This is a genomic window from Pediococcus acidilactici (assembly GCA_024970065.1).
GTDB classification, from domain to species: domain Bacteria; phylum Bacillota; class Bacilli; order Lactobacillales; family Lactobacillaceae; genus Pediococcus; species Pediococcus acidilactici_A.
Window position 1 is genome coordinate 601,623 of record CP103908.1, and the last position, 25,837, is coordinate 627,459.

At 43.1% G+C, this 25,837-nt stretch carries 25 protein-coding genes and 1 tRNA gene; 19 read left to right on the plus strand and 7 right to left on the minus strand.

All coding sequences use genetic code 11. The features are described from left to right. Window positions 1-4: 4 nt before the first annotated feature. The 3 genes from NYR25_02745 (at window position 5) to NYR25_02755 (ending at window position 3,818) form a co-directional block, all read left to right on the plus strand. Window positions 5-340 (plus strand): PTS lactose/cellobiose transporter subunit IIA, encoded by a 336-nt coding sequence (locus NYR25_02745; protein ID UWF34345.1) that lies wholly within the window; start codon window positions 5-7, stop codon window positions 338-340. A 15-nt stretch (window positions 341-355) separates the two neighbouring features. Next, on the plus strand, window positions 356-1,810 hold the full coding sequence (locus NYR25_02750; protein ID UWF34346.1) for a glycoside hydrolase family 1 protein: 1,455 nt from the start codon (window positions 356-358) through the stop codon (window positions 1,808-1,810). Window positions 1,811-1,940: 130 nt separating this feature from the next. Continuing rightward, complete coding sequence (locus NYR25_02755) at window positions 1,941-3,818, plus strand: PRD domain-containing protein (GenBank protein ID UWF34347.1); 1,878 nt, start codon at window positions 1,941-1,943, stop codon at window positions 3,816-3,818. Between the two features lie 116 nt (window positions 3,819-3,934). Here the strand turns inward: NYR25_02755 and NYR25_02760 are convergent, their stop codons facing one another. The 3 genes from NYR25_02760 to NYR25_02770 all read right to left on the minus strand — a co-directional run bounded on the left by NYR25_02760 (window position 3,935) and on the right by NYR25_02770 (window position 7,209). After that, window positions 3,935-4,207 (minus strand): hypothetical protein, encoded by a 273-nt coding sequence (locus NYR25_02760; protein ID UWF34348.1) that lies wholly within the window; start codon window positions 4,205-4,207, stop codon window positions 3,935-3,937. Window positions 4,208-5,452: 1,245 nt separating this feature from the next. Further along, window positions 5,453-6,298, minus strand: a complete 846-nt coding sequence (locus NYR25_02765) for a DNA/RNA non-specific endonuclease (GenBank protein ID UWF34349.1) — start codon at window positions 6,296-6,298, stop codon at window positions 5,453-5,455. Beyond that, window positions 6,298-7,209: an exopolysaccharide biosynthesis polyprenyl glycosylphosphotransferase gene (locus tag NYR25_02770; protein ID UWF34350.1), complete on the minus strand. Its 912-nt coding sequence runs from the start codon at window positions 7,207-7,209 to the stop codon at window positions 6,298-6,300. Before NYR25_02770 ends, NYR25_02765 begins: the two co-directional genes overlap by 1 nt. A 152-nt stretch (window positions 7,210-7,361) precedes the next feature. Between NYR25_02770 and NYR25_02775 the strand changes: the two genes are divergently transcribed. Genes NYR25_02775 through NYR25_02790 form a run of 4 tightly spaced genes read left to right on the plus strand, consistent with a single transcriptional unit; the run spans window position 7,362 to window position 10,408 of the window. Further along, on the plus strand, window positions 7,362-7,817 hold the full coding sequence (locus tag NYR25_02775) for a CopY/TcrY family copper transport repressor (GenBank protein ID UWF34351.1): 456 nt from the start codon (window positions 7,362-7,364) through the stop codon (window positions 7,815-7,817). After that, window positions 7,818-8,192, plus strand: a complete 375-nt coding sequence (locus tag NYR25_02780; GenBank protein UWF34352.1) for a cupredoxin domain-containing protein — start codon at window positions 7,818-7,820, stop codon at window positions 8,190-8,192. A gap of 18 nt (window positions 8,193-8,210) precedes the next feature. Further along, window positions 8,211-8,483, plus strand: a complete 273-nt coding sequence (locus tag NYR25_02785; protein UWF34353.1) for a cupredoxin domain-containing protein — start codon at window positions 8,211-8,213, stop codon at window positions 8,481-8,483. Next, on the plus strand, window positions 8,483-10,408 hold the full coding sequence (locus tag NYR25_02790) for a copper-translocating P-type ATPase (GenBank protein ID UWF34354.1): 1,926 nt from the start codon (window positions 8,483-8,485) through the stop codon (window positions 10,406-10,408). Before NYR25_02785 ends, NYR25_02790 begins: the two co-directional genes overlap by 1 nt. Before the next feature lie 191 nt (window positions 10,409-10,599). Here NYR25_02790 and NYR25_02795 read toward each other — a convergent pair whose 3' ends face one another. Further along, window positions 10,600-11,127 carry a VanZ family protein gene (locus tag NYR25_02795; GenBank protein ID UWF34355.1) on the minus strand — a complete coding sequence of 176 codons (528 nt, stop codon included), beginning with the start codon at window positions 11,125-11,127 and terminating at the stop codon, window positions 10,600-10,602. 33 nt (window positions 11,128-11,160) lie between these two features. After that, window positions 11,161-12,483: an amino acid permease gene (locus NYR25_02800; protein ID UWF34356.1), complete on the minus strand. Its 1,323-nt coding sequence runs from the start codon at window positions 12,481-12,483 to the stop codon at window positions 11,161-11,163. A 118-nt stretch (window positions 12,484-12,601) separates the two neighbouring features. On the opposite strand from NYR25_02800, the gene NYR25_02805 reads away from it, so the two are divergent. After that, window positions 12,602-13,369, plus strand: a complete 768-nt coding sequence (locus NYR25_02805; protein UWF34357.1) for a 1,4-beta-N-acetylmuramidase — start codon at window positions 12,602-12,604, stop codon at window positions 13,367-13,369. A 24-nt stretch (window positions 13,370-13,393) separates the two neighbouring features. Here the strand turns inward: NYR25_02805 and NYR25_02810 are convergent, their stop codons facing one another. Continuing rightward, window positions 13,394-13,774, minus strand: a complete 381-nt coding sequence (locus NYR25_02810; GenBank protein ID UWF34358.1) for a DUF4828 domain-containing protein — start codon at window positions 13,772-13,774, stop codon at window positions 13,394-13,396. Between the two features lie 312 nt (window positions 13,775-14,086). Here NYR25_02810 and NYR25_02815 point away from each other — a divergent pair, with 312 nt between their 5' ends. From NYR25_02815 to NYR25_02845, 7 genes are all read left to right on the plus strand, one after another. Next, on the plus strand, window positions 14,087-15,094 hold the full coding sequence (locus NYR25_02815) for a Gfo/Idh/MocA family oxidoreductase (protein ID UWF34359.1): 1,008 nt from the start codon (window positions 14,087-14,089) through the stop codon (window positions 15,092-15,094). Between the two features lie 6 nt (window positions 15,095-15,100). Beyond that, entirely contained in the window at window positions 15,101-16,417 is a 1,317-nt protein-coding gene (locus NYR25_02820) for a DEAD/DEAH box helicase (protein ID UWF34360.1), read from the plus strand. A gap of 93 nt (window positions 16,418-16,510) precedes the next feature. Further along, the gene (locus NYR25_02825) at window positions 16,511-17,542 is read left to right on the plus strand and encodes an LCP family protein (protein ID UWF34361.1); all 1,032 of its coding nucleotides are present in this window, start codon (window positions 16,511-16,513) and stop codon (window positions 17,540-17,542) included. Between the two features lie 11 nt (window positions 17,543-17,553). Next, the gene (locus NYR25_02830) at window positions 17,554-17,790 is read left to right on the plus strand and encodes a preprotein translocase, YajC subunit, yajC (protein UWF34362.1); all 237 of its coding nucleotides are present in this window, start codon (window positions 17,554-17,556) and stop codon (window positions 17,788-17,790) included. Between the two features lie 283 nt (window positions 17,791-18,073). Beyond that, a complete protein-coding gene (locus NYR25_02835) occupies window positions 18,074-18,328 on the plus strand; it encodes a helix-turn-helix domain-containing protein (protein ID UWF34363.1) in 255 nt (84 codons plus the stop codon). A 234-nt stretch (window positions 18,329-18,562) separates the two neighbouring features. Next, window positions 18,563-18,636 (plus strand) — tRNA-Arg (locus tag NYR25_02840). Between the two features lie 313 nt (window positions 18,637-18,949). After that, a complete protein-coding gene (locus tag NYR25_02845; GenBank protein UWF34364.1) occupies window positions 18,950-19,927 on the plus strand; it encodes a GMP reductase in 978 nt (325 codons plus the stop codon). Between the two features lie 300 nt (window positions 19,928-20,227). Here the strand turns inward: NYR25_02845 and NYR25_02850 are convergent, their stop codons facing one another. Continuing rightward, entirely contained in the window at window positions 20,228-22,438 is a 2,211-nt protein-coding gene (locus tag NYR25_02850; GenBank protein ID UWF34365.1) for an AAA family ATPase, read from the minus strand. A 215-nt stretch (window positions 22,439-22,653) separates the two neighbouring features. Between NYR25_02850 and NYR25_02855 the strand changes: the two genes are divergently transcribed. From NYR25_02855 to NYR25_02870, 4 genes are all read left to right on the plus strand, one after another. Next, the gene (locus tag NYR25_02855) at window positions 22,654-22,842 is read left to right on the plus strand and encodes a hypothetical protein (protein ID UWF34366.1); all 189 of its coding nucleotides are present in this window, start codon (window positions 22,654-22,656) and stop codon (window positions 22,840-22,842) included. 142 nt (window positions 22,843-22,984) lie between these two features. Then, window positions 22,985-23,251 carry a phosphocarrier protein HPr gene (locus tag NYR25_02860; protein UWF34367.1) on the plus strand — a complete coding sequence of 89 codons (267 nt, stop codon included), beginning with the start codon at window positions 22,985-22,987 and terminating at the stop codon, window positions 23,249-23,251. Further along, window positions 23,251-24,975, plus strand: a complete 1,725-nt coding sequence (ptsP, locus tag NYR25_02865; protein UWF34368.1) for a phosphoenolpyruvate--protein phosphotransferase — start codon at window positions 23,251-23,253, stop codon at window positions 24,973-24,975. The genes NYR25_02860 and ptsP overlap by 1 nt, the downstream gene beginning before the upstream one ends. A gap of 76 nt (window positions 24,976-25,051) precedes the next feature. Further along, the gene (locus NYR25_02870) at window positions 25,052-25,825 is read left to right on the plus strand and encodes an alpha/beta hydrolase (GenBank protein UWF34369.1); all 774 of its coding nucleotides are present in this window, start codon (window positions 25,052-25,054) and stop codon (window positions 25,823-25,825) included. The last annotated feature ends 12 nt before the right edge of the window (window positions 25,826-25,837 follow it).

The window sequence follows — 25,837 nt, forward strand, 5'->3', positions numbered from 1 at the left end:
TAATATGATTGATAAAGAAACTTCAAATGAATCTGTAAAGGAAACGATGGAGATCATCATTAAAGCGGGAGACGCGCGGGATTTTATTTCAAAAGCGCTTGATAAAGTAGCAGAGAGTGATTATAGCGCTGCTAAAGAACTTATGGAAAAAGCCAATCAAAAATTGGTGGCTGCACACCGTATTCAAACTAAGAAACTACAAAAAGAAGCGGAAGGCGATGCCGTAGAGTATTCAGTGCTGTTTACCCATGCTCAAGATACGGTAATGACCATTATGAGCGAATACAATTTATCCAAGAAATTAATTGACATATTTGAACGTAAAGAAGGAAAAAGATAAGAAAGGAATTTTATTATGAAAAACCAATACTCGTATTTTCCAAAGAATTTTTTGTGGGGAGGAGCTCAAGCAGCTAGTCAAGCAGATGGTGCTTATCGTGAAGATGGTAAAGGACTAAACTCCTCAGATGTCCAACCTTTTTTAAAAGGGCTTTCTAATGAAGAAATTCAAAAAATAGAAGTACAAGGGATGACGTTAGCACAAGCCAAAGCAGGAGTGACCGACCAGGAACACTATTATCCTAAGCGCTACGGTATCGATTTTTACCATACGTATGAGAGTGATATTGATTTATTGAGTGAAATGGGATTTAAGACCTTTCGAACTTCCTTAGATTGGTCACGAATTTTTCCTAACGGGGATGACGAAGAACCTAACGTTGCGGCATTAGAGCATTATTCAAAGATGATTGATTATCTTTTAAATAAAAACATTGAGCCGATCATCACGATGAACCATTACGAAACTCCGCTTAACATCACTTTTAAATATGGCGGTTGGCCAAACAAAGATGTGATTCCGATGTTTGAGAAATTCGGAAAGACTTTACTAGATTGGTTTGGCGACCGGGTTAAGTACTGGATTGTAGTTAACCAAATTAATATGGTCCAAACCGAACCATGGTTATCCGTGGGGGTGGCAGCGGACCAGTACGATAATTTAGCAGAAGCTTTATACCAGTCAACTCATAACCAGATGGTGGCTGCGGCTTGGATTAAGAGCTACGCTAAAACTCTCAATTATCCTAATTTAAATATTGGAACCATGATTGCTGATGGTACCGTCTTCCCTGCGACGGCGAAACCGGCTGACGTCGTATTAGCGTTACAACATAATCGAATGCAATACATGTTTACCGACGTACAGTTTAAGGGAGCTTACCCCAAATTTGCCCAAAATTATTTTGCGGATCACGACATCAAGTTGGCGATTACCGATGCAGAAATGAAGTTAATCAAAGAGAACCCAATGGATTTCTTAGGGATTTCATACTACTACTCTCAAATGGTTGATTCCACTAAGAACAAGTATGAAGTTAACGATACTACACCTAATCCATATTTGAAGGCTTCCCCATGGGGTTGGGCAATTGACCCTCAAGGATTTTACAACACGCTTTCGCAGTATGCGGATCGGTACGGTAAGCCAATTATCATTGCGGAAAATGGAATTGGGATGTATGACGAATTAACTGAAGACAAAAAAGTACATGATGATTACCGGGTGGACTATTTAAGACAACATATTGAACAAGTTGGTCGTGCAATTCATGACGGGGCTAACGTAATTGCGTATTGTGCATGGGGGCCTATCGACATCGTTTCTTGTTCTTCTCAACAAATGTCTAAGCGTTATGGCTTCATTTACGTAGACTTAGATGATGAAGGGAACGGAACTGGCGCACGGTACAAAAAAGATAGTTTTACTTGGTACAAGAAAGTTATCGCTACGAATGGCGAAGAGCTTTAGTTAAAAAATTATAATTTCGCGATTAGGCAATTTTGAATGCTTTTCGCGAAATTTTGCGTAGAAAGCCACGTTTTAATTGGTAAGTTTTTAAATTAAGCATAGTTAATGTTCATGATTAGGGGATATAATGATGTCCACAAAAAGAGAAGAGGAAATGCTCCGGTACCTCATGACCAAGCCGGGATGGCATAGTGTTCAAGAACTATCGATTTTTTTGGATGTGTCGGGTAGAAGTGTTAAAAAGTACTATAAAAATTTATCAGCAGATCACCCAGTGGTTTCTTCAAAGTTGGGCTACAAATATGAGGGCACTAGAGAAATTAGTGAAAAACAACCGGAATCAAAAGGTTCCAAAATCCCAACTACTAAGCGGGAACGGATTTTTTACGTACTCAATAGATTGCTAAGCAACGATGCGCCGGTAAATGTGTACGACCTAGCTGAAGAAATTTTTGCTAGTGAATCTAATTTAAAACTTGATTTTAAAGCGGCCGTAAAATATGCGAAAAATTTTGGCTTAACTTTGAAACAGCGAGGGGATTATTTCTCTATCTCTGGTAGCGAAGAAGATAAGCGACACATGCTTTCAGACATGCTATATAAAGAAAGCGACGGAAATTTTGTTAGTAAATCAATTATTCAAAGTAACTTTCCTACAATTGATTTAGATAGACTGTACATGATTACGCAAGCATGTGTAAAGGAACACCACATTTATTTGAATACTTTTGATTTGAATAACATTGTTTTGCACGTGGTAATTGCCATTCAGCGGATTAGAGACGGGTATCAAACGCAACCACAGCTAGATGATTTTTACTGGAAAAGTAGTCGCTTTGCCAAAGATTTACTAAAGAAAGTTGAAAACAGTCAGACAAACGTTCATTTTTCTAAAGATGACTTAGAAAGTCTGGGGCTGGTCATTGATGGTTCGGTTTCCCGATGGACGATTGATATGAAAGACAGTATTTCAGAAAGTTCATTACACTTAATTCGCGTCATTCTTGCTTACGTGAAGAGCATTTATAAAATTGATTTGACGGGACCTGATTTTATAAATCAATTTGCGATTCACGTTAGCCGGTTAATTCAACGGTTGCGAGACGGGAAAAGCATACAAAATCCGATGGCTAATCAAATGAAGGCTCAAAGCCCTACTGTCTACGAATGTGCGGTGCTAATATCTCATAAGATTGCAAACTATGTAGGAGTGCCGGTTCCTGATAACGAGATTGCCTACATTGCTATGCATATTGGAAATGCCATTGCAAAACAGATCGAAGATAAAGAACGGCTAAGGACAACAATTTTAATTCCAGATTATCAGGGGAAATTTCTATCAATTGTTGATCAAATTGAGAAGAATTTTGGTAGTGAACTAGTAATTACAAAGGTCGTCACCACAGAGTCTGCAGTAGAAAATGATCTTGATTTATTAATTGCCTTTACAGATACAATTTCAGCCAGAGTACCCAGTGTACAAATTTCGCCATTCTTTACGAAAAATGATAATCGCATGCTGAAAAATAAGATTGATGAAATTGGTAATGAAAAGCGGCGGAGGGCATTTGATAGCCAAATTGGAACATTCTTCGACCAACGCTTCTTCACGATTAGTCAACAATTGAAAACGAAGGAAGCCGTTATTGAGCATATTGCCAATGCCTTTTACCAAGCTAAAGTAACCGACCAAGATTACCAAAAAGATTTGTTGGATAGGGAACAAATGTCGTCCACGGCATTTGGCAAAATAGCAATTCCTCATTCGTTAACCATGAAAGCGCATAGTACCAAGGGGTTCATTTATATCAATCCTAACGGGCTAACTTGGGGAACGAATCGCGTTTACCTAGTATTCGCTTTAGCTGTGCGAAAAGAAGATTCTAAGTTGTTTAGAAACATTTTTGATAGGTTATCGGACGTGATGACGGAAGAAAAGAATATTGCTGAATTGGTCGGAAGCACGAGTTACGAGGACTTCTTGGGGAGGATTAAGGGGATGTTATAAAACGTACACTTAATTTGCATAGTAAAAAATAGCTGCCGTTAGCAATCAGAGTTTTATTGCTAACGGCAGCTATTTTTGAGACAACTTTGACTTAAAATACGTAATTAAGCTGGACTTTATCTAATCTGTAATGTTTTACCATCTTCTGATAGAAAAATTCGCCCTTTAAAAACGTGACCATGTACATTTATGTCATGTAAATTACCATCTGAAAATAATTTTATTTTTTTAGTTTCTGATAATTTATTGATTACTACCATAACTAAATTGTGAGAAGATACCTGGCTAGTAGTGCGTCCTTGAGCATCATGCGAAAAAGTGACGTTTTCTTTAGTATGTTTTATAATGTCACCGAAAATTTCAACATTGTCGATATAAAATTTATCCATGTGAATACCCCATTTCTGTGTTTTAGTTATTAACTTTGAAAATTATATCTCCGTAGGCAGAATCACGTCCATATTCACTTTATTAAATGCTGATATTACAAACACCAACTCTGCCTTTCTGTAAGCGAATACTTCAAGATTATTGATTAACTGGTTTATAATAGCTTCATGTGAATAATCGTTCCCGCTTGGTTTCGAGATTGCAAAGGCACTGCTATTAGCTTACATCCGCTTAAAACAGAATATACCATTATTTTCCTTCGTAAACAGTGTATTATAATTTACTATTAGCAGTATTCGATTTTAGATGTATATAATATTTATCTTCTCCAAGTTTATTATCAATATACGTGAAGACTGTTTCATCATGATTAAAAGTTTATCTAAATTTGGACTTGGTTTATTAATATTTTTTTGTCAGATAATCTAGGATAAACAGTATAAATAACTTTTACATTACTCGTATACCTCTTATTATAACTTTCATTTATGTGTTAACACCTTTTATTTCTGTGTTATGTGCTGGTTTGTATATGTCGTTGATCCATTCGTAGGGTCTACTAAAGTAATTTCAGTCATACAAAGAACTATGTCTGCAAGAATTAGTATTAATGAATTCCTTTTTTGAGCTACGCTTTAGTGCTAAATAGCTTAGTCAATTTATCTATAATAGCAAGTGCCATACCGCTATCCCTTAAAGAAGCTCCCATTAGTTACTGTTCTATTACTAATTTAAACGTGCTAAAGATTTCATTTGCCGAAAATTTGAAGTGTATTCTGGTAAATTATTAAATTGATATTTTAAATCTTTCTTAGATACACTTTTTAATTTCTGAGGATTAGTATTTGTTTTTACTACGTATTTTCCCTCCTACTCTAATATTATTAAAATCCTTAAAATCAGCCTTTTTAACAGCTCCCATACATTTTGGCAACATCAAGTTAAGCATTTTAACGGTTTGTTTATCTGTAATTCCTTGTTTACCTTTAACGGTAATTTGAACTGTGACATCTTTAGAGTTTAGAATAAGTCCTTTAATTGGTGATACTTTGACTCTTTTAGTATATTTTTTAACGCTTTTTTATTCTTTTTCGGAAGTAACGTGGATGGTTTTAGCAGAAACCGAGTGTTGGTTATATGTAAAAAAGGTATACAAACTACCAGGAACAAGGTTAAAGCTAAAATAGTTCTCTTTATAATAAAATTTCTTCATAAAAATTATAAAATCATGCCTTAAATTCTACCTATTTCTCCACCGAACTAGTCCCATCCGCGTAATTCAACTTCACGCCGTCTTGGACGTTGAAGATGAAGACATTGAAATGAATGTCGTTGTCGCCGATGGACTGGGCTTCCATTTGGACGCCGCGGGCTAACAAGTCGTTGCCGTTGAAAATGGGGGTGACGCGGTAACGAACGTAGTGTTTAGGGTCCTGTTTTAGGTAGTAGGCGATGTCCATTTCATGCGCAAGCATTTCTGGCGAATTCAATGAACGGGTTCCGGTCATTAGGTTTTTTAAGTTATTGTTTTGGCCGGTTAATTGGTAGCCAATTAAGTGACTACGGTTATATAACCATCCCGAAGCAATCCGCTTATTGTGCCAACCGGTGGGGTTTACGGTTAGCGGTTCGCGTTTGGCGGTGGGCATCAAGGATTGGTTTAGCATGGCGTTGGCAGCCGTCGCCCGGTTGAGGTGGTCAAGGTTGCCGTAACGTTGCCAAGCCCCTTTGTCGGTAGATAGATCAGCCTTGGAAAACTTCGGCTGATTGTGGTTAACGACGACTTCCTGTTGCCCAGCATAATTTAGCTTGGCAAGGTTAGCGGTATCGGTTTGTTTGGTAGCCGCCGATTGATGAAGTTGTTTCTTCTTGTGGTTTAGTTGTTTGGTGAGCCGGCCATTTTTAGCCTGTGCTTTTGCAATCTTTTGCTTCAGCTCCCGGTTTTCCTTCTGAAGTTTATGGGTGGCTTTGCGGTGCGGATGGGTGTACTTCACCACGGTCTTTGCTTGAACCGTTGGAGTAGGGTGGTAAACCACGCTACCCATCAAAAATGGCACGACTACTAATAGTAATTTTGCTTTTAATTTCATTATCTCAACGCCTTTCGATAACCTGCAGCTTGGGCTTCCGCTTCGGAATGGAAGTGAACTGCGTTAGCTGAATTCATGTGGTAACCAGCTTGCCCAGGGACGTGGTAAATGTGGGAATTAACGTTACCAATAATGTCCTGAGCGGTTCCGGTGTATGTATCGCCTTCGTCATCATTTGCTTGTGCTGCGGATTGTTGCCGAGCGGCCTGGCGACTTTGTTGGGCAGCGGCCCGACTTTGCGCTGCGGCCGCTTTTTGTTGTGCTTGGGCCGCCTTTTTAAATGAGGCCGCGGCTGCCTTACTTTCACTCTCGGCGCGTGCTGCGGCTGCTATGCTTGCCGCGGCCGAGCGTGAGGAAGCTTCTTCGCGCTTGGCTTTGGAAGTGGCGATTGCGGTGGTGGCCTCCGCTTTCTCACTAGCTAAGGTTGCGTTCTCGTGCTTAACCTTTTTTAGTTGGGCAACGAGTGCGGCGTGCTTTGCCTTAGCGGCTTGGTAATCTTTTTGGTCACTGCGCGCCACTTTGTGGACCACGTGGGTGCTTTCTACTTGAGCAGCGGATGAACTAGACTCCGTATCCGGGATAAACTGCGCTGCTCCCACAAATAAAACGGCACTCAAAATTACGGGAACAATTGCGGACCGGGCTGATTTCTTATGAAATAAATCAATAATCAGGGCAATTACGAATGAAATCAAACCAGCAAACCCCAGTAATGATACGGCAGTGGCAAAGGATGTACTTTGGGCGATCACTAAAAGCATCAGCCAAATTGCCCAGACGGTTAGTCCCGAAAAGACTCGTGGATAATTACTTTTTGCCCAAAGGCGGTCTTTACTCCACCGGTAGGCATAATAACTCAATGAAATTGGAAAAAAGAGGATGATTAATCCCCATTTTAGGTACTTTGGCATAAAAGCTCCTCCAGTTGTTAAATTTTCCCCTTTAATAGAATACTATAGCGGGTCACGGGAAGAAAAGAGCTTTTATGTTGACAAATGTAAACCTGCCTTTTATACTAATCATGAAGGTTACAAATGTAAACGTAAAAGGGAGGAATGCCACGATGGAAAATACCGCAACGGAACTTAGCGGCGCCGAATGGGAAATTATGCGGATTGTTTGGACGCTCGGCGAGGCGAAGAGCACGGAAATTGTTCACTTGATGCAGCAATCAAAAAAGTGGACGGCTTCCACCATCAAAACGCTATTACGCCGGTTAGTGGCCAAGGGCGCGTTGCGTACCGAACGGCTGGGTCGGAAGTTTATTTACCATCCCACCATTGCCGAAAAACAGGCGATGGAGGCAACGACCACCGAGCTCTTTGACCACATGTGCAACATGAAGAAGGGGCAGGTAATCACCAATTTAGTTGCCCAGACTACCTTAAGTAAGCAGGATATTAGCAATTTACAGGAGTTATTGCAACAAAAAGCCTCCACCGCGCCAGAAAAGGTGGAATGCAATTGCCTTCCGGAAACGGATTGTGACGAAACTTGCACCATGAAAGAGGGGGATTAGATGATGACGAGATTGATTGTTTTAATAGTAGGATTAGCGCTAATTGGTTTTATCGTTTGGTGGTTCTTCGGTAAACACGAAGCCCAATCGGAAGTGGCGGAAGTTACTGGCGATACCCAGACGGTTGATGTAGAAGTCAACGGGGGTTATTCTCCCGAAAAGATTGTTTTGAAAAAGGGCGTTCCGGCAGTTCTAAACTTTACCCGGAAGGATCCGTCAAGCTGTTTGGACCGGGTGGTTTTCGCGGACTTTGGGATTAACCAAGCCTTACCGCAAAACCAAACCGTGCCAATCAAAATCGATACCAGCAAGGCTGGCGAATATCCGTGGGCATGCGGAATGGATATGTTCCATGGCAAAGTCGAAGTTAAATAGCTAAGGGAGGTTATTTAAATGAAAGAGCAAATGCAAGTTGTTGACGTTACGGTTGCCGGTGGTTATCAACCGGCCGAAGTGCATTTCCAAAAGGGAGTTCCCGCACAAATTAACTTTCGGCGGACCAGCCCACAAGGTTGTTTGGACGTGGTGCATTCTCCGCAACTAGGTTTTGAAGAGCAGTTACCGCTTGACGAAACCAAGTCGGTCACCGTCAATACGGACCACGCGGGGGAATTCCCGTTTAGCTGTGGAATGGACATGTTTAGCGGGAAAGTGGTGATTGAGTAATGAAGATTACAACTCGTTTTTGGATTTCGTTAATTTTTTCGTTACCAATGTTGCTCGAAATGATCTTAAAACCATGGGGGTTCATGCTTCCCGGTGGCCACTGGACAATGTTAGCCTTAACCACCGTGGTTATGGCGTTGTCCGCCCGCCCATTTGCGCAAAGTGCGTGGGCCTCGTTTAAAAAACACCATTCCAACATGGATACGCTGGTGGCAATCGGGACCGCGACGGCGTACTTCTACAGCATTTACGCGATGATTACCGGCCAAGCGGTCTTCTTTGAAAGTGCGGCATTCGTTACCACCTTCGTCCTATTGGGCCAAGTTTTTGAAGAAAAAATGCGGAACAATGCTTCGGAAGCGGTCGAAAAGCTGGTTAATTTGCAAGCTAAGGAAGCCGAAGTGCTCCGCAACGGAAAGTACGTCAAGGTGCCGCTCAGCGAAGTGGCCGTGGGCGACCAGATTCGGGTACGGCCGGGCGAAAAGATTGCCGTTGACGGAGTGATTGAATCGGGTTCCTCGACGATTGACGAATCAATGGTGACGGGGGAAAGCATGCCGGTAACTAAAAAGGCTGGCGACCACGTGATTGGCTCGACGATTAATAACACCGGGACCTTCGTCTTTAAAGCTAGCAAAGTTGGCAACGACACCATGTTGGCGCAAATTGTTGAATTGGTGAAGAAGGCCCAAAACAGCCATGCTCCAATCCAGAATTTGACCGACCGGGTTTCCGATATTTTCGTGCCGGTGGTCTTGATCTTGGCAATCGCGACTTTCTTAGTATGGTACGTCTTTCTCGGGGCTACGCTAGCCCACGCGTTGATCTTCGCGGTTTCGGTCGTGGTAATTGCGTGTCCATGTGCCCTTGGTTTGGCAACCCCCACGGCGTTAATGGTCGGTACTGGCCGGGGTGCTAAGATGGGAATTTTAATCAAAAACGGTGAAGTTTTGGAAAAGGTCAACGAAGTTAAAACCATTATCTTTGATAAGACCGGCACGGTTACTAACGGTACTCCGGAAGTGACCGACGTGGTTGGCGACCGTGACCAGGTTTTACGGGTGGCAGCTAGCCTCGAACAATCTTCCGAACATCCCTTAGCGACCGCAATCACTAAGGCGGCGCAAAAAGCGGACATCGCTCCGGCTCCGGTCACTAACTTTACGGCCGTGGAAGGCAAGGGTGTAAAAGCGCAGCTAAACGGCAAAACTGCTTTAGTAGGGAACGAAAAGTTATTGGATGACCTTGCCATCGACGAGCAGTGGCAAAATGCGATGATGGATTTACAAAAGGCGGCGAAAACGGTGGTCGTGGTGGCACTAGACAACCGGGTGATGGGTTTAATTGCCATCCAAGACGCACCCAAGCCCACTTCTAAGGCGGCCATTGCCGAATTAAAGGCCCAAGGGTTACAACCAGTCATGCTAACCGGGGATAACCACGTGGTGGCCAAGGCGATTGCGCGGCAGGTCGGCATCGACACGGTAATTGCCGAAGTCCTTCCACGGGATAAGGCCGAACGGGTAAAGAATTTCCAAAAGACCGGCAAGGTTGCCTTCGTCGGGGATGGTATCAATGACGCTCCCGCGTTGAGTACCGCAGACGTCGGAATCGCAATGGGTTCCGGAACCGACATTGCAATTGAGTCTGGTGGCATTGTACTAGTGAAAAACGATTTGCGTGACGTTGCAAAAGCGTTGGAATTGAGCCGCAAGACCTTTAACCGGATTAAGTTAAACCTCTTCTGGGCGTTCATTTACAACGTTCTGGGGATTCCGGTGGCGGCCGGCGTTTTCTACCTCGCTGGAATTATCCTCAGTCCTGAATTAGCAGGCTTAGCAATGGCGTTTAGTTCACTATCCGTAGTTACGAGTTCGGTACTCTTGAACCGGACGAAAATTGCGCCGAAGTCGGCGACGGCATAATAAAAGAAGCTGAGAAAAAACTAAAAATTATTTTGGCGTTTTGACTTTAATAAAGTCGAAACGTGCGCCAAAAGTTATTTTATTTCGCTTAACCAAAAAACGAGCGTTATGCCAAATTTAGGCATAACGCTCGTTTTTTTATGCTTGCAAACTACCAACCTTTGTTCCACGCTCTTTTTGGTATCGAGTAATTAGGCAAAACTAGTATTCTTCAACCACGGACGAACCAAGAAGTAAAAGGCAAGGTAGCCAATCACTACTCCAGTCGCGTTGGTGAGGACGTCGGTAATGTCCACGGTACGTTGGATGTTAATGATCATGTCCAAAATTAGTTGGTTACCTTCGTTGAAAATCCCGACTAGGCCTGCGCAGAGAATTACGCCCAGCCAATTTAGGTGCCGGTGGAATAAAATTCCGAGGTAAACGCCAGCTGGAATCGTCATTACGATGTTCATGTACGAGCCCATCGAGCGCAATGCCGAAGGGTAGTAAATGATTTTAGCGTGGTGCCAGTAGAAGTAGCGGGCGTAATACGCGTACGGATCAAAGAAGTATTGTCCGGGGGTGAATAAGAGCCACGCTACACAAACCAGGTACACCGCTAAACTACCAAAAACTACGGCCCGGTCCAGCGAAGGGCGACGTTCGTAAGCAATCAAACAGCCAATCACAATGACTAACGCGAGGCCAAGAAAAGGGATGTACTTAATAATAAACATTAGTTAGCCTCCTAATTTAGTTATGCATTTATCTTAACGATTAGCACGATTGGTCGCAAGAAATACGGGGATTCCTAACAAAGTTATAATAATTCCGGTAATTGCTAGAACCGGTTGGTTGATAATGGTCATGACCAATACGAAAGCCCCACCGAGGATCGCCACAATTGGCAATAGCGGATAAAGTGGCACCCGGTATGGTCGTTCTAATTCAGGTTGGGTGTGGCGTAACTTAATCACCGCGTAAAAGATTAAAACGTTAAAAATCCACATTACAAAAATTAACATGTCGGTTAATAAGTCAAAAGAACCCACGCTGATCATCAAAAGGGCGATTACTAATTGTAATAGACCGGCTACGTAGGGCACGCTGGTTCGGGAAAGGCGGCGTAACGCCCGACTAAATGGCAACGAATTTTCTAAAGCCATTGCGTAAGGTACCCGGATTCCAGTCATCGTATAGCCATTTAGTGCGCCATATACCGAAATTAAAATTCCGATGGTAACTAATTTACCACCGAGGTTACCTAGCAGGTGGGTGGCCGCGACGGATGCAGCGTTAAGGTTGCCAGCAAGCTCGTGGATTGGTAAGGTTCGCAAAAAGATAAAGTTAATCACCAAGTAGACCACCATAATCCCGGTAAGACCTAGTCCAATTGCCAAGGGTAAGTCACGCTTGGGATTTTTCATTTCGCCAGCAATTGCGCCAATTCCAAGCCATCCGTCGTAAGCAAATAGGGTAGCTAGCAAGCCGCCGCTAAATCCGGTTAAGGTTTGGGAAAAGTGACTGTTTGCTGGCAGCAGGCTAAGGTGCACCGGACTACTGGAACCCAGTCCCCAAATAACGATCACGACTAAGGGAATTAATTTGGCAATCAGGGCAATCGATTGTAACCGCGCCCCGTGCTTAGCGCCCAGCAGGTTAACTCCGGTGACCGACGCACCACAAAGCATGGCGATGGGGACCAAAAGACTATTGGATAAGTGCAATAAATTAATTAACTGGGTGCTGAAGATGATCGAAAGGGCGGCAATGTTAGCCGGAAAATAGATCAAGGTTTGTGCCCAGCCCATTAAAAAACCGGTCAGTTTGCCGTAACTGGCTTCGAGATACTTAATTGCGCCTCCGGTCACGGGGATGGCTGCGGCAAGTTCGGCACTGGTTAGTCCACCGCAAATAGTCAAGATTCCCCCCGCTAGCCAAGCTAGTAAACTAAGCCCCGCGGATTGGGTACTGGCGGTGACGCTGGCTACTTTAAAGAAGACTCCCGCGCCGATTACCGTGCCCATTACGGTTGAAAAAGCTGCAAATAAACCGATGTTTTTTTGCAGCTGTTTTGAACTTGAATTATTCATAAAAACCCCCTAAACGAACGCTACGATTAACGTTCGTGTTTTCTGAAAATATTTTTAATGATAATTCGAATATTATAGGGGATAAGTGTACAATATTCAACAATGAGGAGGCGGCACGATGAAACAAAATCTGCGCGCGGCTCAGCGTCCCCGGTTTGCAAAAGCAGCCGTTAAACGACAGCGTCGGCTGATTCTTTCCATCGTAGTCGCGCTAGCGCTGATAATTGCGGGAGGCTGGGCAATCTTTTTGCACGTCCAACAGCAAGAACAACGGGTCCTTTCGCCATATTCGATCCGTGGATGCGTGATTGACCAAGAAGACGGCATTGTTAATTTTCAAGACCTAACTAAGCAAAAAGTTAAATTTGTTTATTTAAACGCCACGACCGGCGCCACTTATTTTGATGATTCGTTCAACACGAACTACGACCGTTTACGAGCTACCAACCTTAAAGTCGGGGTGGTGCATAACTTTAGTTTTGAAAAAAGCGCGGTTAAGCAGCTCCGCTTTATTAGTCGGAAGGTGAAAAGCAATACCGGACAATTACCAGTGGTGATTCGGGTGAGTTACTATGGGGATGATACGGCGGAAAAGGTAGACTGGAAAAAACAGGGGCCAATCTTAGCTGATTTAGTGCGCCAATTAGCGAATTACTACGGTCAACCGGTGGTAATTAAAACCACCCCGGAAATTCGGCGGCAATTGTACCCTAAGTACGTTAAGCAAAGTCGCTTCTGGCTAGAAGCGGAGAAAGCCCAGAAGGCCGATCAGCACGTGGAGTTTGTTGAATATGATGACCAGCAAACGTTTAAAACTGACCACCGGAAAATTGATTTACCAGTGTCTTACTTTAATGGGGACCGACGGGAATGGCAAAAATATTAGTTTATAAATAAAAGAGCTCGAAAATCACTCCTCTGCTTCAGGGTGATCCTCGGGCTCTTTTTCTGCATCAACAATTGCGTATGTTTCGTTGTTCGCCTCATCGTATACGCTGATGGGGCGGTATTCGTTCGCCTTGACGACGAGGTGGTAGCCAAAACGGTCGATAAAAGTAATTCGATAACTATCTAAATCTTCCACCACCGTTTTCAACAACTTACCGTCGAGGTAGACGTCGTAATTAGGTAAAATTTTTAATTCGTGTTCGCGGTTAGTATTGGGCTCGTGGTACAACCAGGTCCCGGCAAAGAAAAACGGACTGACGGTTTCTTCAGTTTTATCGGTTTTTTTAGAATCGAAACGAATTAATGAAAAAAGGTCACCAAGTGCTGTTTTTTGCCAGTTCATACGCCCATACTCCTTCTCTTTATTGTCCACTTAAATATAACATTATTTAGGTGGGCGAAGTAGTAAAACGGCTCAGTTTTTAGCACTTGTTAAGGAATTGAAGTAATCGAAATCGTTTTGTAATATTGCACCTTGTAACGATTAATGTAAGCGCTTATTAAGGGTAGTGATTTTTATGCCGGTAAATTTCCGCCAATTAATAAAAACGATTCGTTAAAGTAATGGCGAGGAAACATTTTTGCAATTCAACACTGAATAACTTACCTTAATTAATGTAGAATAGAGTTAACAATATATAAGGAGGAAAACAGCATGATTAAATTTGGAATTATTGGAACTAATTGGATCACCCAGCAGTATGTGGATGCTGCCCATGCTAGCAAAGAATGGAAATTGACAGCGGTTTATTCGCGGACTCTCGAGAAGGCACACGAGTTTGGGGATAAGAATGGGGCAACTAAGCTTTATGACCAAATCACTGACTTGGTTAACGATGACGAAGTTGATGCTGTTTACATTGCCTCACCAAACAGCTTGCACTTTGCCCAAGCGAAACAAGTGCTAGAAGCTGACAAAGTGGCGGTGGTGGAAAAACCAATCGTTGCTAACCCAACCGAATGGATGGCGTTGGACAAAGTTTTAAAGGAGCATCCGCAAGCTAAACTATTCGAAGCGGCTCGCCACATTCACGAGCCAAACTTTAAGGCGATTACCCAAAAGATTGCCGAAATGGACGAAATTCAAGGTGCAACGTTGACTTACGCGAAGTATTCTAGTCGTTTCGACAGTTACTTAGCGGGCAACGAAACGAACATCTTCTCGCTGAAGTTTGCGGGAGGGGCCCTGCAAGATTTAGGTGTTTATCTTGCGTACGACGCGATGGTTTGGTTTGGGATGCCGGACGAAGTGGCGTACTTTAATCAAAAGCTACGGACCGGCGCCGATGGCAAGGGAATCGCAATTTTACGCTACCCAGAATATGACGTGGTTTTAAATGTTGGAAAGAATGTTAATTCGGAAATTGGTTCCGAAATTTACGGATTGAAAGACACGATTGTGATGGATAACGCGGCTGAACTAAACCGGGTTGAATATTTGAATGCATCAGGAGACAAGGAATTGATTAGCACAACTCCGGATGACAACCCGATGATTGCTGAAGCAACCGACTTTGCACGGGTAATTAACCACCCGGACGATCCCGAAAACCAAAAAGATTACCAAGAATGGCTAACTTTGAGTCGAAACGTCAATAAGTTGCTCTACAACCTCCGGCAAAATGGTAAGATATACTTTACCAATGAAAAAGAAGAGGACTAAACTTTCATGAACGATTTATTTCAACAACATTTTCAAGAAAAGGGCTTTAAGCAGCTAACTTTAATTCAAGAGCGGGTTGCCGAACCGCTCCGGGCGGGGGAAGCAGTTTTAGGACTTTCCCCAACTGGCTCCGGAAAGACCTTGGCGTTTGCTTTGCCATTAATGGAAAAAGTAATTCCGGGCAACGGCCCCCAACTGTTGGTTTTGGCGCCTTCCCAAGAATTGGCGATTCAAACTACCGACGTTTTTCGCGAATGGGCAAGTCTAATTAATTTAAAAACGACGTCCATCACCGGTGGGGCGAACGTGCAACGCCAGATTGAACGGTTGAAAAAGAAGAAGCCCGAGATTATCGTAGGAACTCCCGGACGAGTGTTGACCTTAATCAACGAGCGGCACTTAAAGGTTAAGGATATCCAAAGCCTAGTGATTGATGAAGCTGACGAAATTTTGACGGGGGAAGCCCTTGAAGACGTGCGTCAGATTGAAGATCAGTTGCCTAGTGACGTCCAATTGAGTTTCTTTTCGGCAACTAATGACCTTGCAATAGATGATTTGCAAACGTGGTTTGGCGTGACGCCGCAAGTGATTGACGTTCGGGCCGAAGATCAGACCCGGGGTGCGGTGCAACACGGTTGGATAACTGCTTCGCCGAAGAATAAACCACAAATTTTACGCCAATTAAGTCGGGTAAAGAAGTTCCAAGGTTTGGTATTCTTTAACCACGTAGCAACGATGGAAAAAATTACCGCCCTTTTGAAGCACGAAGGCGTTAAGGTCGGCAAAATTGCGGGGCACCAGGTACAAATTGACCGGGCTGCGGCAATGCGGCGGTTTAAGAAGAAGGAACTTTCCTTACTGATGGTGACTGACGTTGCAGCCCGGGGCTTGGATATTGAAAACCTCCCGGCCGTAATTAACTACGACATTCCGCGGGATGCCACTACCTACACTCACCGGGTCGGCCGGACTGGCCGCATGGGCCAAGCCGGATTCGTGATTAGTTTGGGAGACGATCACGATATTCGAAACTTAAAGAAAATCTTGCGGGAGTTGGACCAACCGGCGGAAAAATTGGCAATTGCCAACCGTCAGATTATGACCGCCACAAAAGCACGGCAAGTTGCTGAGCGAGCAGCTGGAGAAGAAGCTGCGGAGGCGCCGGTGGTTGAAGAAGCCTCACCAAAAGCAACTTCCCGGAACATTAAAACCCGTAAAGCAGAGGCTAAGGCGACGCCAAATGCGCCAGCTAAGCCGAAGAAAAAGGGCAAGAAGAAGCATTTAAAACGCAAGGGTAAGCCCCGCGCCAAAAAATCAAAATAAATATTATTTAGTTTTGCTTAATTATCAATTTTTTAGTTAAAAAGGGCCTGAAATAGTGTAATATAGTCACTGTTGAAAGGTGGGTATAATTTTATGCGTAGAGAACGTAAAAGAGCGTCGCACACGGTGCGCAATACAATTTTAATTGTTTTAGCAATTATTTTGCTTGGTGGAATATTCTATGGGGTGCGTAAGTACCAGAATGTCAAAAATGCGGTCGACAGCACTTATAGTAGTGCTGGGATCAAGAAACAACGGAATACCGCCGATTTAGTTGCTAACAAGAAGCCGATTTCGATTTTGTTGATGGGAACGGATACCGGAGCCCTCGGTCGTTCGTATAAGGGACGGACCGATAGTATGATGGTGGTCACGATTAATCCCAAGACAAATAAGACAACGATTACTAGTATCCCGCGGGACTTAGGAGTGACCATCCCGGGTTACGAAGAAAAATCACCGTCTAAAATCAACGCTGCTTACGCGTTTGGACAAGCGGGGACCGCAATTCGAGCGGTACAATCCGTATTCAATATCCCAATTGATTACTATGTTTTAGTTAACATGGGTGGAATGCAAAAGGTTGTTGACGAAGTTGGCGGGGTTGACATTACTCCAACGCTCAGCTTTACGTATGAAGGTTACACCTTTAAGAAGGGCGTAAAAACCCACATGGATGGGAAAAAGGCGTTGGCCTACTCCCGGATGCGTTATGACGATCCGCAAAATGATTACGGGCGTCAGACTAGACAAAGGGCAGTATTAACTGCTATCCTTGGCAAGAGCAGTTCGGTTTCTGCATTGCTTAATAAAGATTTTATCGATTCGATTGCTAACGAAACCCAAACCGACTTTACGTTTGGTAACTTAGTGGACTTGGCGAAGAATTACCGGACCGCATCGAAGAACATTGAAGAGACTCATGCGCAAGGCAGTGGTCAAATGGTCAATGGACAATCGATGGAAATTGTTTCCCATACTGAATTACAGCGGGTGACTGATTTCATAAGAAAGGGTCTCGGATTAAAGCACGCTGAAACCGGCACTGCGGCGTTATCGGCCAACGGAGCTGCTAACGTAAGCAACAGCCAAGTTGAAAGTGAAAATATTAATGCAGGGAATTAAAGGAGAAAATAATGGCGGATAAGGAAAAAGTTGACGAAAAGAAACCATTTGATGTAGGCGACGAAGTGACGGTCAAGAAAACTGATCTGCTACCAACCGGTTTTGCAGGAACCGTTGGAAAAGTCTATGAAAACTCAATTTTAATTGAAATTGATCCGGCTAGTGTTGCAAATTCGCGTTCGGAGGAACTACACGATTTGCATGGTCGGGTTGTAGTACGGATGAGCGAAGCAACTAAAAAAGCTTAACCTCCTCTAAAGACTCCAAATCGGGTGAACAGAGCCGGTTTGGGGTTTTTTTATTATTTTAGTTGTTCTTGATGTTTTTCTTTGTGGTAAAATACAGTATGCCCGTTTTTGTTTATTATCTAGTGATACATAGGGGGGAGTAGCTAGTATTTTAAAAAAGATTAAGTTTGAGCCTATTACAAGCCATATAACGGTTTTTTTGCTAATATAAGGATAAACAAGATTTACCCTTTAGATAACAAGATATTTTGCGAGTTTGAATGCAGAGAAAAGAGGAATGAGTATGTCAAAAAATTTAAAAATTGACCTTAACACAGATGAATTAATCGGAAGTCGGGAAGCTAGCCTAATGTGGGGCAAGCAAAAGGATTACGTGCGGACAATTTACAACAAGTATCCAGAACGCTTTCCAGCGGGCACAATTCGGAAGTTTGGTAAACAACTAATTGTTACACGCGAGGGCATGGAAAGTGTAACGGGGATTAAATACGAAGACTTGGATAAGAAAAACATTGAAAAGGCTAAATTACCTGGCTAACTTTTTACAATACTAGGTGACAAGGATTTGAAAGTCTTTCATTTCCAAGCATCATTCTGAACTAGTTTCAGGAATGAAGAACCGTCCATAATTTGTTAGACAAAATCTAATAATAATTGGGGACGGTTTTTTTAATTGTCTGAGACTAGGTAAATGACAACTGCAGAGACTTGTTAAACAATCTTATTGGGCAACTTTACAGAATTTAAAATTCATGTAATACTAAATTGTTAGGTCTCCGTGGCTCAACTGGATAGAGCAATCGCCTCCTAAGCGATAGGTTGCGAGTTCGATTCTCGCCGGGGACATTTACTTATGGCTTGAAACGTTGATAACAAAGGGATTTTGGAGAAAAGTGCCAACCAAGACTAGGTGCACATCCTAAAGCATCCAACACCGTAAAGGTTGGGTGCTTTTTTGTTTGCGCAAAATTATGCTGGCAATGCGTGAGGGAGTAGCGAATAATTCGCATAATGGCGGATTTGTTGGGTGACAGGAAATCTAATAACGGATTATCTGGTTGAAAAACGAACTTTTTAAACTTGTTTTGTTGATAAAGTTAGTGTATATTATTGCTTGGTGGCGATTGGCCATTAATTTAATCAATTCGAGGGGACCAGAATGAAAGTATTTGATTATGAAGACATTCAACTAATTCCAGCTAAGTGTGTTGTTCGCAGCCGTAGTGAATGTGATCCAACGGTTGAGTTGGGCAAGCATACGTTTAAGTTGCCGGTGGTACCTGCTAATATGCAAACCATTATCAACGAAGAAATTGCGGAAAAATTGGCGGCGGATGGCTATTTTTACATCATGCACCGCTTTGAACCAGAAACCCGGTTGGCTTTTGTGGAAAAGATGAAGGCGAAGGGATTAATTTCTTCCATTAGCGTGGGTGTTAAAGACGGCGAATACGACTTTATCGACGAATTAGCTGCTAAGAACTTAGTCCCTGATTACATTACGATTGACGTGGCCCACGGGCATGCGCAAACCGTAATTGACATGATTCATTACATTAAAGAAAAATTACCAGAAAGTTTTGTGATTGCCGGAAACGTGGGGACTCCTGAAGGGGTTCGTGAATTGGAAAGTGCCGGTGCTGACGCAACTAAAATTGGAATTGGACCAGGTAAGGTTTGCATTACCAAGCTAAAAACTGGATTTGGGACCGGAGGATGGCAACTATCAGCGTTACGTTGGTGTGCAAAAGTTGCTCGTAAGCCACTGATTGCCGATGGGGGAATTCGGAACCACGGTGACATTGCAAAATCAATCCGTTTTGGCGCAACCATGGTGATGATCGGTTCGTTGTTTGCAGGACACATCGAATCACCAGGGGAGACCAAGGTGGAAGACGGCGTTACCTACAAGGAATACTTCGGTAGTGCTTCCCAATACCAAAAGGGTGAAGCTAAAAATGTCGAAGGAAAGAAGATTTGGATTCACCAACGCGGACATTTAGCGGACACGCTGAAGGCAATGCGTGAAGATTTGCAGTCGGCGATTTCATACGCGGGAGGCCGCGATTTGGAATCAATTAGAAAGGTCGACTACGTAATTGTGAAGAATTCGATTTTTAATGGGGATATATTATAAAAGAGTGCTCTGAAACCCGGGCAGCTTTTGAGGATTAACGAAGTGAAGGCGTTGATTGCGGTTTAGGCAATCGGCGCCTTAATTTGGTTAACCGGAGAAAGTTGGGTTTCATAGCACGTTTCGACTATGCAGCAGAAAAGTGAGGAATTAGGGCATTAATCGCGTTTTTAGCGATTGATGCCCTATTTTAGTTAACTGGAAGAAGCTGGGGCAGGAAGCACGTTTCGAACAAACCAACAAAAAATGGGGCCAGAATTTCATTAGTGAAATTCTAGTCCCATTTTTAACTGTTATTACAAATTACTTTTTATCGTCAGGGGCAACTTCGATTTTGTCGTCCTTAATGCGAGCAATTAATTGTTTTTCACTTGGATGGTCGAGGTAGTAGTCCGCGATGCGGTCTTCAATTTGTTCTTGGATGACCCGCCGCAATGGCCGAGCACCCATCTTAGGATCGTATCCAAGTTCCACAAGGCGTTCTTCAACTGGTTTAGTGACGTTGACGTGTAATCCTTGGGTTGCTAGCATCTTGTTAACGTCGGCAATCATCAAGTCCACGATTTGCATTAGGTTATCCTTAGTCAACGCGTGGAATTCGACGATGTCGTCAAACCGGTTAAGGAATTCCGGCTTGAAGTAGTTGCCAAGTTTGTCGAGCACGGAATGGGTCTTACCTTGCATTGCCGCACCAAAACCAACGTCGGCTTCAACGTCGCCTGATCCAGCGTTAGAAGTCATGATGATGATCGTATCCTTGAAGCTGACCGTCCGACCTTGTGAATCAGTCAAACGACCGTCGTCAAGAATTTGTAAGAACATGTGCATCACGTCTGGATGAGCTTTTTCTACTTCATCAAGCAGAATCAAGCTGTAAGGGTGCCGCCGAACTTGTTCAGTTAGTTGGCCAGCTTCTTCGTAGCCCACGTACCCTGGAGGCGAACCGATCAATTTAGATATTGAATGTGGCTCCATATATTCACTCATGTCAAAACGAATCATGGCATCCTTGGATCCAAAGAGTTGGTCAGCTAATTGTTTAGCTAATTCAGTCTTACCAACTCCGGTAGGGCCAACGAAGAGGAACGAACCAATTGGCCGCCCGGTTCCGTTAAGCCCGATCCGGTTCCGCCGGATTGCCCGGGAAATTTTATCAACCGCTTCGTCTTGACCAATGACGTGCGCCTTTAAGTTGCTAGCAAGGTTTTGCAATTGTTCTTGCTCTTGCTTTTGCAAGTCGCCAACCGGAATGTCCGTCTTTGATTCGATGATCTTTTCCATATCCTCTTCGGTAATGGTTGGCTCATCTTCCTTATTGGTTGCGCCATCCTTGTTCTTTTCTAGCTTAGAAACTTGGTCACGGTAGTAGGCTGCTTTTTCGTAGTCTTCCGATTCCAGCGCCTTCTTCTTTTCCGCTTCGGCTTCGTCAATCTTCTTTTGAATGGTTTCCGGATCCGCTACGTTGATGGTTAAGTTCTTCTTTGAACCGGCTTCGTCAAGAAGGTCGATTGCCTTATCAGGCAGGTAACGATCTTGAATATACCGTTTAGACAACTTAACCGCCGCCACGATCGCGTCGTCAGTGTAGTGAACGTGGTGGTAATCTTCGTACTTCTTTTGGATACCTTTCAAAATCTTGATGGCTTCTTCTTCACTAGGTTCGTCGACTTGAACGGGTTGCAACCGCCGAGCAAGCGCCGCATCCTTTTCAATATCCCGGAATTCTTTCAAAGTGGTGGCACCGACTAACTGGAAGTCACCCCGGGCAAGGGCAGGCTTCAAAACGTTTCCGGCGTCCATGCCACCTTCCGCGTTTCCGGCACCCACAATTTCGTGAATTTCATCAATGAAGACGATTAAGTCCGGATTATTTTGAACTTCCTTCATTAATTCCTGCATCCGTTGTTCGAATTGACCACGAATTCCGGTGCCTTGAACTAATGAAACGACGTCCAAACGAATAATTTGCTTATTCATTAATTTTTGTGGAACAGAACCTTCCACGATTCGTTGTGCAAGTCCTTCAACTACCGCAGTTTTACCAACCCCAGCTTCACCAATTAAAACCGGGTTGTTCTTGGTCCGTCGATTTAGGATTTCAATAACGCGTTCAATTTCTTTGTCACGACCGATTACGGGGTCGATCTTTCCTTGTTTTGCTAAATCTGTTAAGTTTAAACCGTATTGGCCTAGAAGAGAGCTTCCGTTACCGCCGTTGGGGTTGTTTCCACCGCCGCGGCCTGCTTGAGTAGGGGGAACTTGTTGTCCATACATATCTTCTGGACGACTTACGTTACCACCTTGCATTGCACGGAAAATGTCGTCTAAGTTACCAAATCCAAATGGATCTTGTGCCATACGCGCACCTCCATTTCCATTATTATTGTTATTAAGCTGTTGGTTCTTCAAAAGTTGATAGCAATTCTGACAAAGGTTAACCTCTGTCCTTCGACCATTCATGTTAGTATATAAATGAATGGTTGCTTCGTTCTTATGACAATTTTGACAAAGCATGTGCTGTCTCCCTTCTATAATGAAGTCATGAAAGAAACTAGTCAGCCAGTACGTCAAAAAATGTTTGACCAATATTGACCATAACTAAATTATACACGCTCTATTAAATTGTGCAAGACGTTTGCCTCAAAAATGAAAAAACTTATTCTAGAGGCGCCAGTATTGTAAAAATTAGATTAAAGGTATAGAATAAATAAGCTAAATGAGGTGTTGAAATGCGTGATTATTTGAAGCTTTTAAATGATTTAAAAGATGGGGTACTCGATGAGCTAACGATCACGGCCGAAGAGTTCCAAGAATTCCAACCGGTTTTTATGGATTTTCCGGAACGAAAGCAGTTGATCGGTGAAGCCCAACGTGGCGGGACAATTACTTACCGCTACGAGAATAACAAAAATCAGTAAGGTAGTTGATTTTTGTTTTATGTAAGGGCTTGCTTTAAAGCTCGTAAATTGATATTATCTTGTCAAAGGCTTGTAAATGGATGACGCGATAAGCAACTTCATTTATAGCAAAATTTAGTGTTACTAAGGAGAGAAATATATTATGGAAAAACGCGACTTTCATGTAATTGCAGAAACAGGTATTCATGCTCGTCCAGCAACATTGTTGGTACAAGCAGCAAGTAAATTCAACTCAGACATTCAATTAACATACAAAGACAAGTCTGTTAACTTGAAGTCAATCATGGGTGTAATGTCACTTGGTGTTGGCCAAGGCGCAGACGTTACAATTTCTGCTGATGGTGACGACGAAGCTGAAGCAATCGCCGCACTTGAAGACACAATGAAGAAAGAAGGACTTTCCGAATAATGACTGGGACATTAAAGGGTATAGCAGCTAGCGATGGGATTGCCATCGCTAAAGCTTACTTAATGGTGGATCCCGATCTTTCTTTCGAAAAGAAGACTATTACGGATGTCGATGCTGAAATTAATCGTCTCCATGATGCTTTAGAACAGTCTAAAAAGGAACTAACCCTTATTAAAGCTAAAGCTGCTGAAAATCTTGGAGCTGAAGAAGCAGAAGTTTTTGAAGCTCATCTAACGATTCTTTCAGATCCAGAGTTGATCGGTAACATTGAAGATAAGATCAAAAATGATACTATCAACGCTGAAGAAGCTACTAAAGAAGTGACTGACAACTTCATCACGATGTTTGAAGCAATGACCGACAATGCTTATATGCAAGAACGGGCGGCAGATATTCGTGACGTTACTAAACGGTTGATGAGTCACTTGCTTGGTGTTGAATTACCAAACCCAGCTTTGATCGACTCCGAAGTCATCATTGTTGCTCACGATTTAACACCTAGTGACACGGCCCAATTGGATCGTCGTTACGTTAAAGGTTTCATCACTGATATTGGTGGACGGACTTCACATTCGGCCATTATGTCGCGGACCTTGGAAATCCCTGCCGTAGTGGGCTCTGAAAAGGCTACTAGCAGCGTTAAGCAAGGTGACATGATGATTGTCGATGGTTTAACTGGGGATGCGCTGATCAATCCTTCCGATGATGAAATCAAAGAATACGAACAAAAGAGTGCAGATTTCAAGGCACAAAAAGCTGAATGGGAAAAATTGAAGAATGAACGGACCGTTTCTAAAGACGGGGTTCATTTCGACTTAGCTGCTAACGTTGGTACTCCGGATGATTTACAAGGAGTACTAGACAACGGCGGTGAAGCAGTTGGTTTGTTCCGTTCGGAATTCTTGTACATGAACGCTTCTGAATTACCTTCTGAAGATCAACAATTTGAAGCTTACAAAAAAGTTGTTGAAGGAATGAACGGTAAGCAAGTTGTAGTCCGGACGATGGATATTGGTGGAGATAAGGACCTTCCTTACTTACCACTTCCTGAAGAAATGAATCCGTTCTTAGGTTACCGGGCAATTCGGATTAGCTTAGACCGAACTGATTTATTCCGGACCCAATTGCGGGCTCTTCTTCGGGCTTCAGCATACGGTAAGTTAGCAATTATGTTCCCAATGATTGCTACAGTAGCTGAATTCAAGAAGGCACGGGCAATTTACGACGACGAGCGGCAAAAGATGATCGATGCAGGTACTAAGGTTGGTGAAATCCAAGTCGGAATGATGATGGAAATCCCAGCTGCTGCAATGATCGCTGATAAGCTCGCTAAGTACGTTGATTTCTTCAGTATCGGTACGAATGATTTGATTCAATATTCATTTGCTGCAGACCGTGGCAACGAAAAGGTTTCTTATCTTTATCAACCATATAACCCATCCCTTCTTCGTTTGATCAAGCAAACGATCGATGCTTCCCATGCGGAAGGCAAGTGGACCGGGATGTGTGGTGAAATGGCTGGCGATCAAATCGCTGTACCAATTCTAATGGGTCTTGGTTTGGATGAATTCTCAATGAGTGCTACTTCAATTTTGAAGACTCGTTCATTGATGAAGAAGTTAAGCACGACCGATATGAAGAAGTTAGCTGAAAAGGCTATCACAGAAGCGGAAACTAACGAAGATGTAATTAAGTTAGTTGAAGAAACTGTTAATAACAAGTAAGCTGAATAAGTTAACTGGGAACCGTTGACCATTGGGTCGCGGTTCCTTTTTGTTTATATAGGATAAGGAGTAACGTATGGAATTTACATTAAAAACTGGGGAAACCATCTATTATGAAGATCAAGGAGAAGGGATTCCCATCCTGTTTTTAACAGGATTTGGTGGCAATACGGAAATTTGGTCGGGCCAAGTGAACTTCTTTTTGCAACATGGTTACCGGGTTATCCGGCTAGACTATCTTAATCACGGACGTTCAGACCGGGTGGATTACGACTTAAAGATTGGCGATTTGGCCGATGAAGTACTTCAGTTAGTGGATGCGTTAGAAATTAAGGAACCAATATGTATTGGTAACTCGATGGGAGCAGCCGTATTGTGGAATATTTTATCGATTCGAGGATGGGATTTTGTTAGCAAGGCTATCTTTGTTGACCAATCACCTAAGATGATGAACGACAATCAATGGCCCTATGGTTTTAAAAATCTAAGTGAAGCTAATTTTGAACAATTAATGAGTGAGCCAATTTTGCGGCCAGCATACCGACGAATTGAAGGATACGTTTATAAAAACTCTAAAGCGATTGATTCTAAGTATCCTTTTTCACAGCCTAAAAATCGTTCCTTAGTGAAGGGACACGCTAGAAGGGATTGGCGGCCAGTGTTAAAAGCTGCGACTAAACCAGTATTGTTCATTTTGGGAGAAAAGAGTCCCTTCTTTAATCCCGCAATGGGAGCGGCACTCAAGCAACTCAATTCTCGGATAGAAGTAGAGATAATGCCTAATGTGGGACACATTCCAATGGCAGAAGAGCCAGCCCAGTTTAATCAGCTAGTCTTACGTTTTTTATAAGGTAATGGTAGC

What these genes read in the sequence shown, in the direction of transcription:
- NYR25_02815 (UWF34359.1), top strand. Translation starts at nt 14,087, where the DNA reads ATGATTAAATTTGGAATTATTGGAACTAATTGGATCACCCAGCAGTAT.
- NYR25_02790 (UWF34354.1), top strand. Translation starts at nt 8,483, where the DNA reads ATGAAGATTACAACTCGTTTTTGGATTTCGTTAATTTTTTCGTTACCA.
- NYR25_02760 (UWF34348.1), bottom strand. Translation starts at nt 4,207, where the DNA reads ATGGATAAATTTTATATCGACAATGTTGAAATTTTCGGTGACATTATA.
- NYR25_02855 (UWF34366.1), top strand. Translation starts at nt 22,654, where the DNA reads ATGCGTGATTATTTGAAGCTTTTAAATGATTTAAAAGATGGGGTACTC.
- NYR25_02765 (UWF34349.1), bottom strand. Translation starts at nt 6,298, where the DNA reads ATGAAATTAAAAGCAAAATTACTATTAGTAGTCGTGCCATTTTTGATG.
- NYR25_02745 (UWF34345.1), top strand. Translation starts at nt 5, where the DNA reads ATGATTGATAAAGAAACTTCAAATGAATCTGTAAAGGAAACGATGGAG.
- NYR25_02780 (UWF34352.1), top strand. Translation starts at nt 7,818, where the DNA reads ATGATGACGAGATTGATTGTTTTAATAGTAGGATTAGCGCTAATTGGT.
- NYR25_02770 (UWF34350.1), bottom strand. Translation starts at nt 7,209, where the DNA reads ATGCCAAAGTACCTAAAATGGGGATTAATCATCCTCTTTTTTCCAATT.
- NYR25_02795 (UWF34355.1), bottom strand. Translation starts at nt 11,127, where the DNA reads ATGTTTATTATTAAGTACATCCCTTTTCTTGGCCTCGCGTTAGTCATT.
- NYR25_02775 (UWF34351.1), top strand. Translation starts at nt 7,362, where the DNA reads ATGGAAAATACCGCAACGGAACTTAGCGGCGCCGAATGGGAAATTATG.
- NYR25_02870 (UWF34369.1), top strand. Translation starts at nt 25,052, where the DNA reads ATGGAATTTACATTAAAAACTGGGGAAACCATCTATTATGAAGATCAA.
- NYR25_02860 (UWF34367.1), top strand. Translation starts at nt 22,985, where the DNA reads ATGGAAAAACGCGACTTTCATGTAATTGCAGAAACAGGTATTCATGCT.
- NYR25_02850 (UWF34365.1), bottom strand. Translation starts at nt 22,438, where the DNA reads ATGCTTTGTCAAAATTGTCATAAGAACGAAGCAACCATTCATTTATAT.
- NYR25_02750 (UWF34346.1), top strand. Translation starts at nt 356, where the DNA reads ATGAAAAACCAATACTCGTATTTTCCAAAGAATTTTTTGTGGGGAGGA.
- NYR25_02810 (UWF34358.1), bottom strand. Translation starts at nt 13,774, where the DNA reads ATGAACTGGCAAAAAACAGCACTTGGTGACCTTTTTTCATTAATTCGT.
- NYR25_02845 (UWF34364.1), top strand. Translation starts at nt 18,950, where the DNA reads ATGAAAGTATTTGATTATGAAGACATTCAACTAATTCCAGCTAAGTGT.
- NYR25_02825 (UWF34361.1), top strand. Translation starts at nt 16,511, where the DNA reads ATGCGTAGAGAACGTAAAAGAGCGTCGCACACGGTGCGCAATACAATT.
- NYR25_02755 (UWF34347.1), top strand. Translation starts at nt 1,941, where the DNA reads ATGTCCACAAAAAGAGAAGAGGAAATGCTCCGGTACCTCATGACCAAG.
- NYR25_02785 (UWF34353.1), top strand. Translation starts at nt 8,211, where the DNA reads ATGAAAGAGCAAATGCAAGTTGTTGACGTTACGGTTGCCGGTGGTTAT.
- NYR25_02820 (UWF34360.1), top strand. Translation starts at nt 15,101, where the DNA reads ATGAACGATTTATTTCAACAACATTTTCAAGAAAAGGGCTTTAAGCAG.
- NYR25_02805 (UWF34357.1), top strand. Translation starts at nt 12,602, where the DNA reads ATGAAACAAAATCTGCGCGCGGCTCAGCGTCCCCGGTTTGCAAAAGCA.
- ptsP (UWF34368.1), top strand. Translation starts at nt 23,251, where the DNA reads ATGACTGGGACATTAAAGGGTATAGCAGCTAGCGATGGGATTGCCATC.
- NYR25_02835 (UWF34363.1), top strand. Translation starts at nt 18,074, where the DNA reads ATGTCAAAAAATTTAAAAATTGACCTTAACACAGATGAATTAATCGGA.
- NYR25_02800 (UWF34356.1), bottom strand. Translation starts at nt 12,483, where the DNA reads ATGAATAATTCAAGTTCAAAACAGCTGCAAAAAAACATCGGTTTATTT.
- NYR25_02830 (UWF34362.1), top strand. Translation starts at nt 17,554, where the DNA reads ATGGCGGATAAGGAAAAAGTTGACGAAAAGAAACCATTTGATGTAGGC.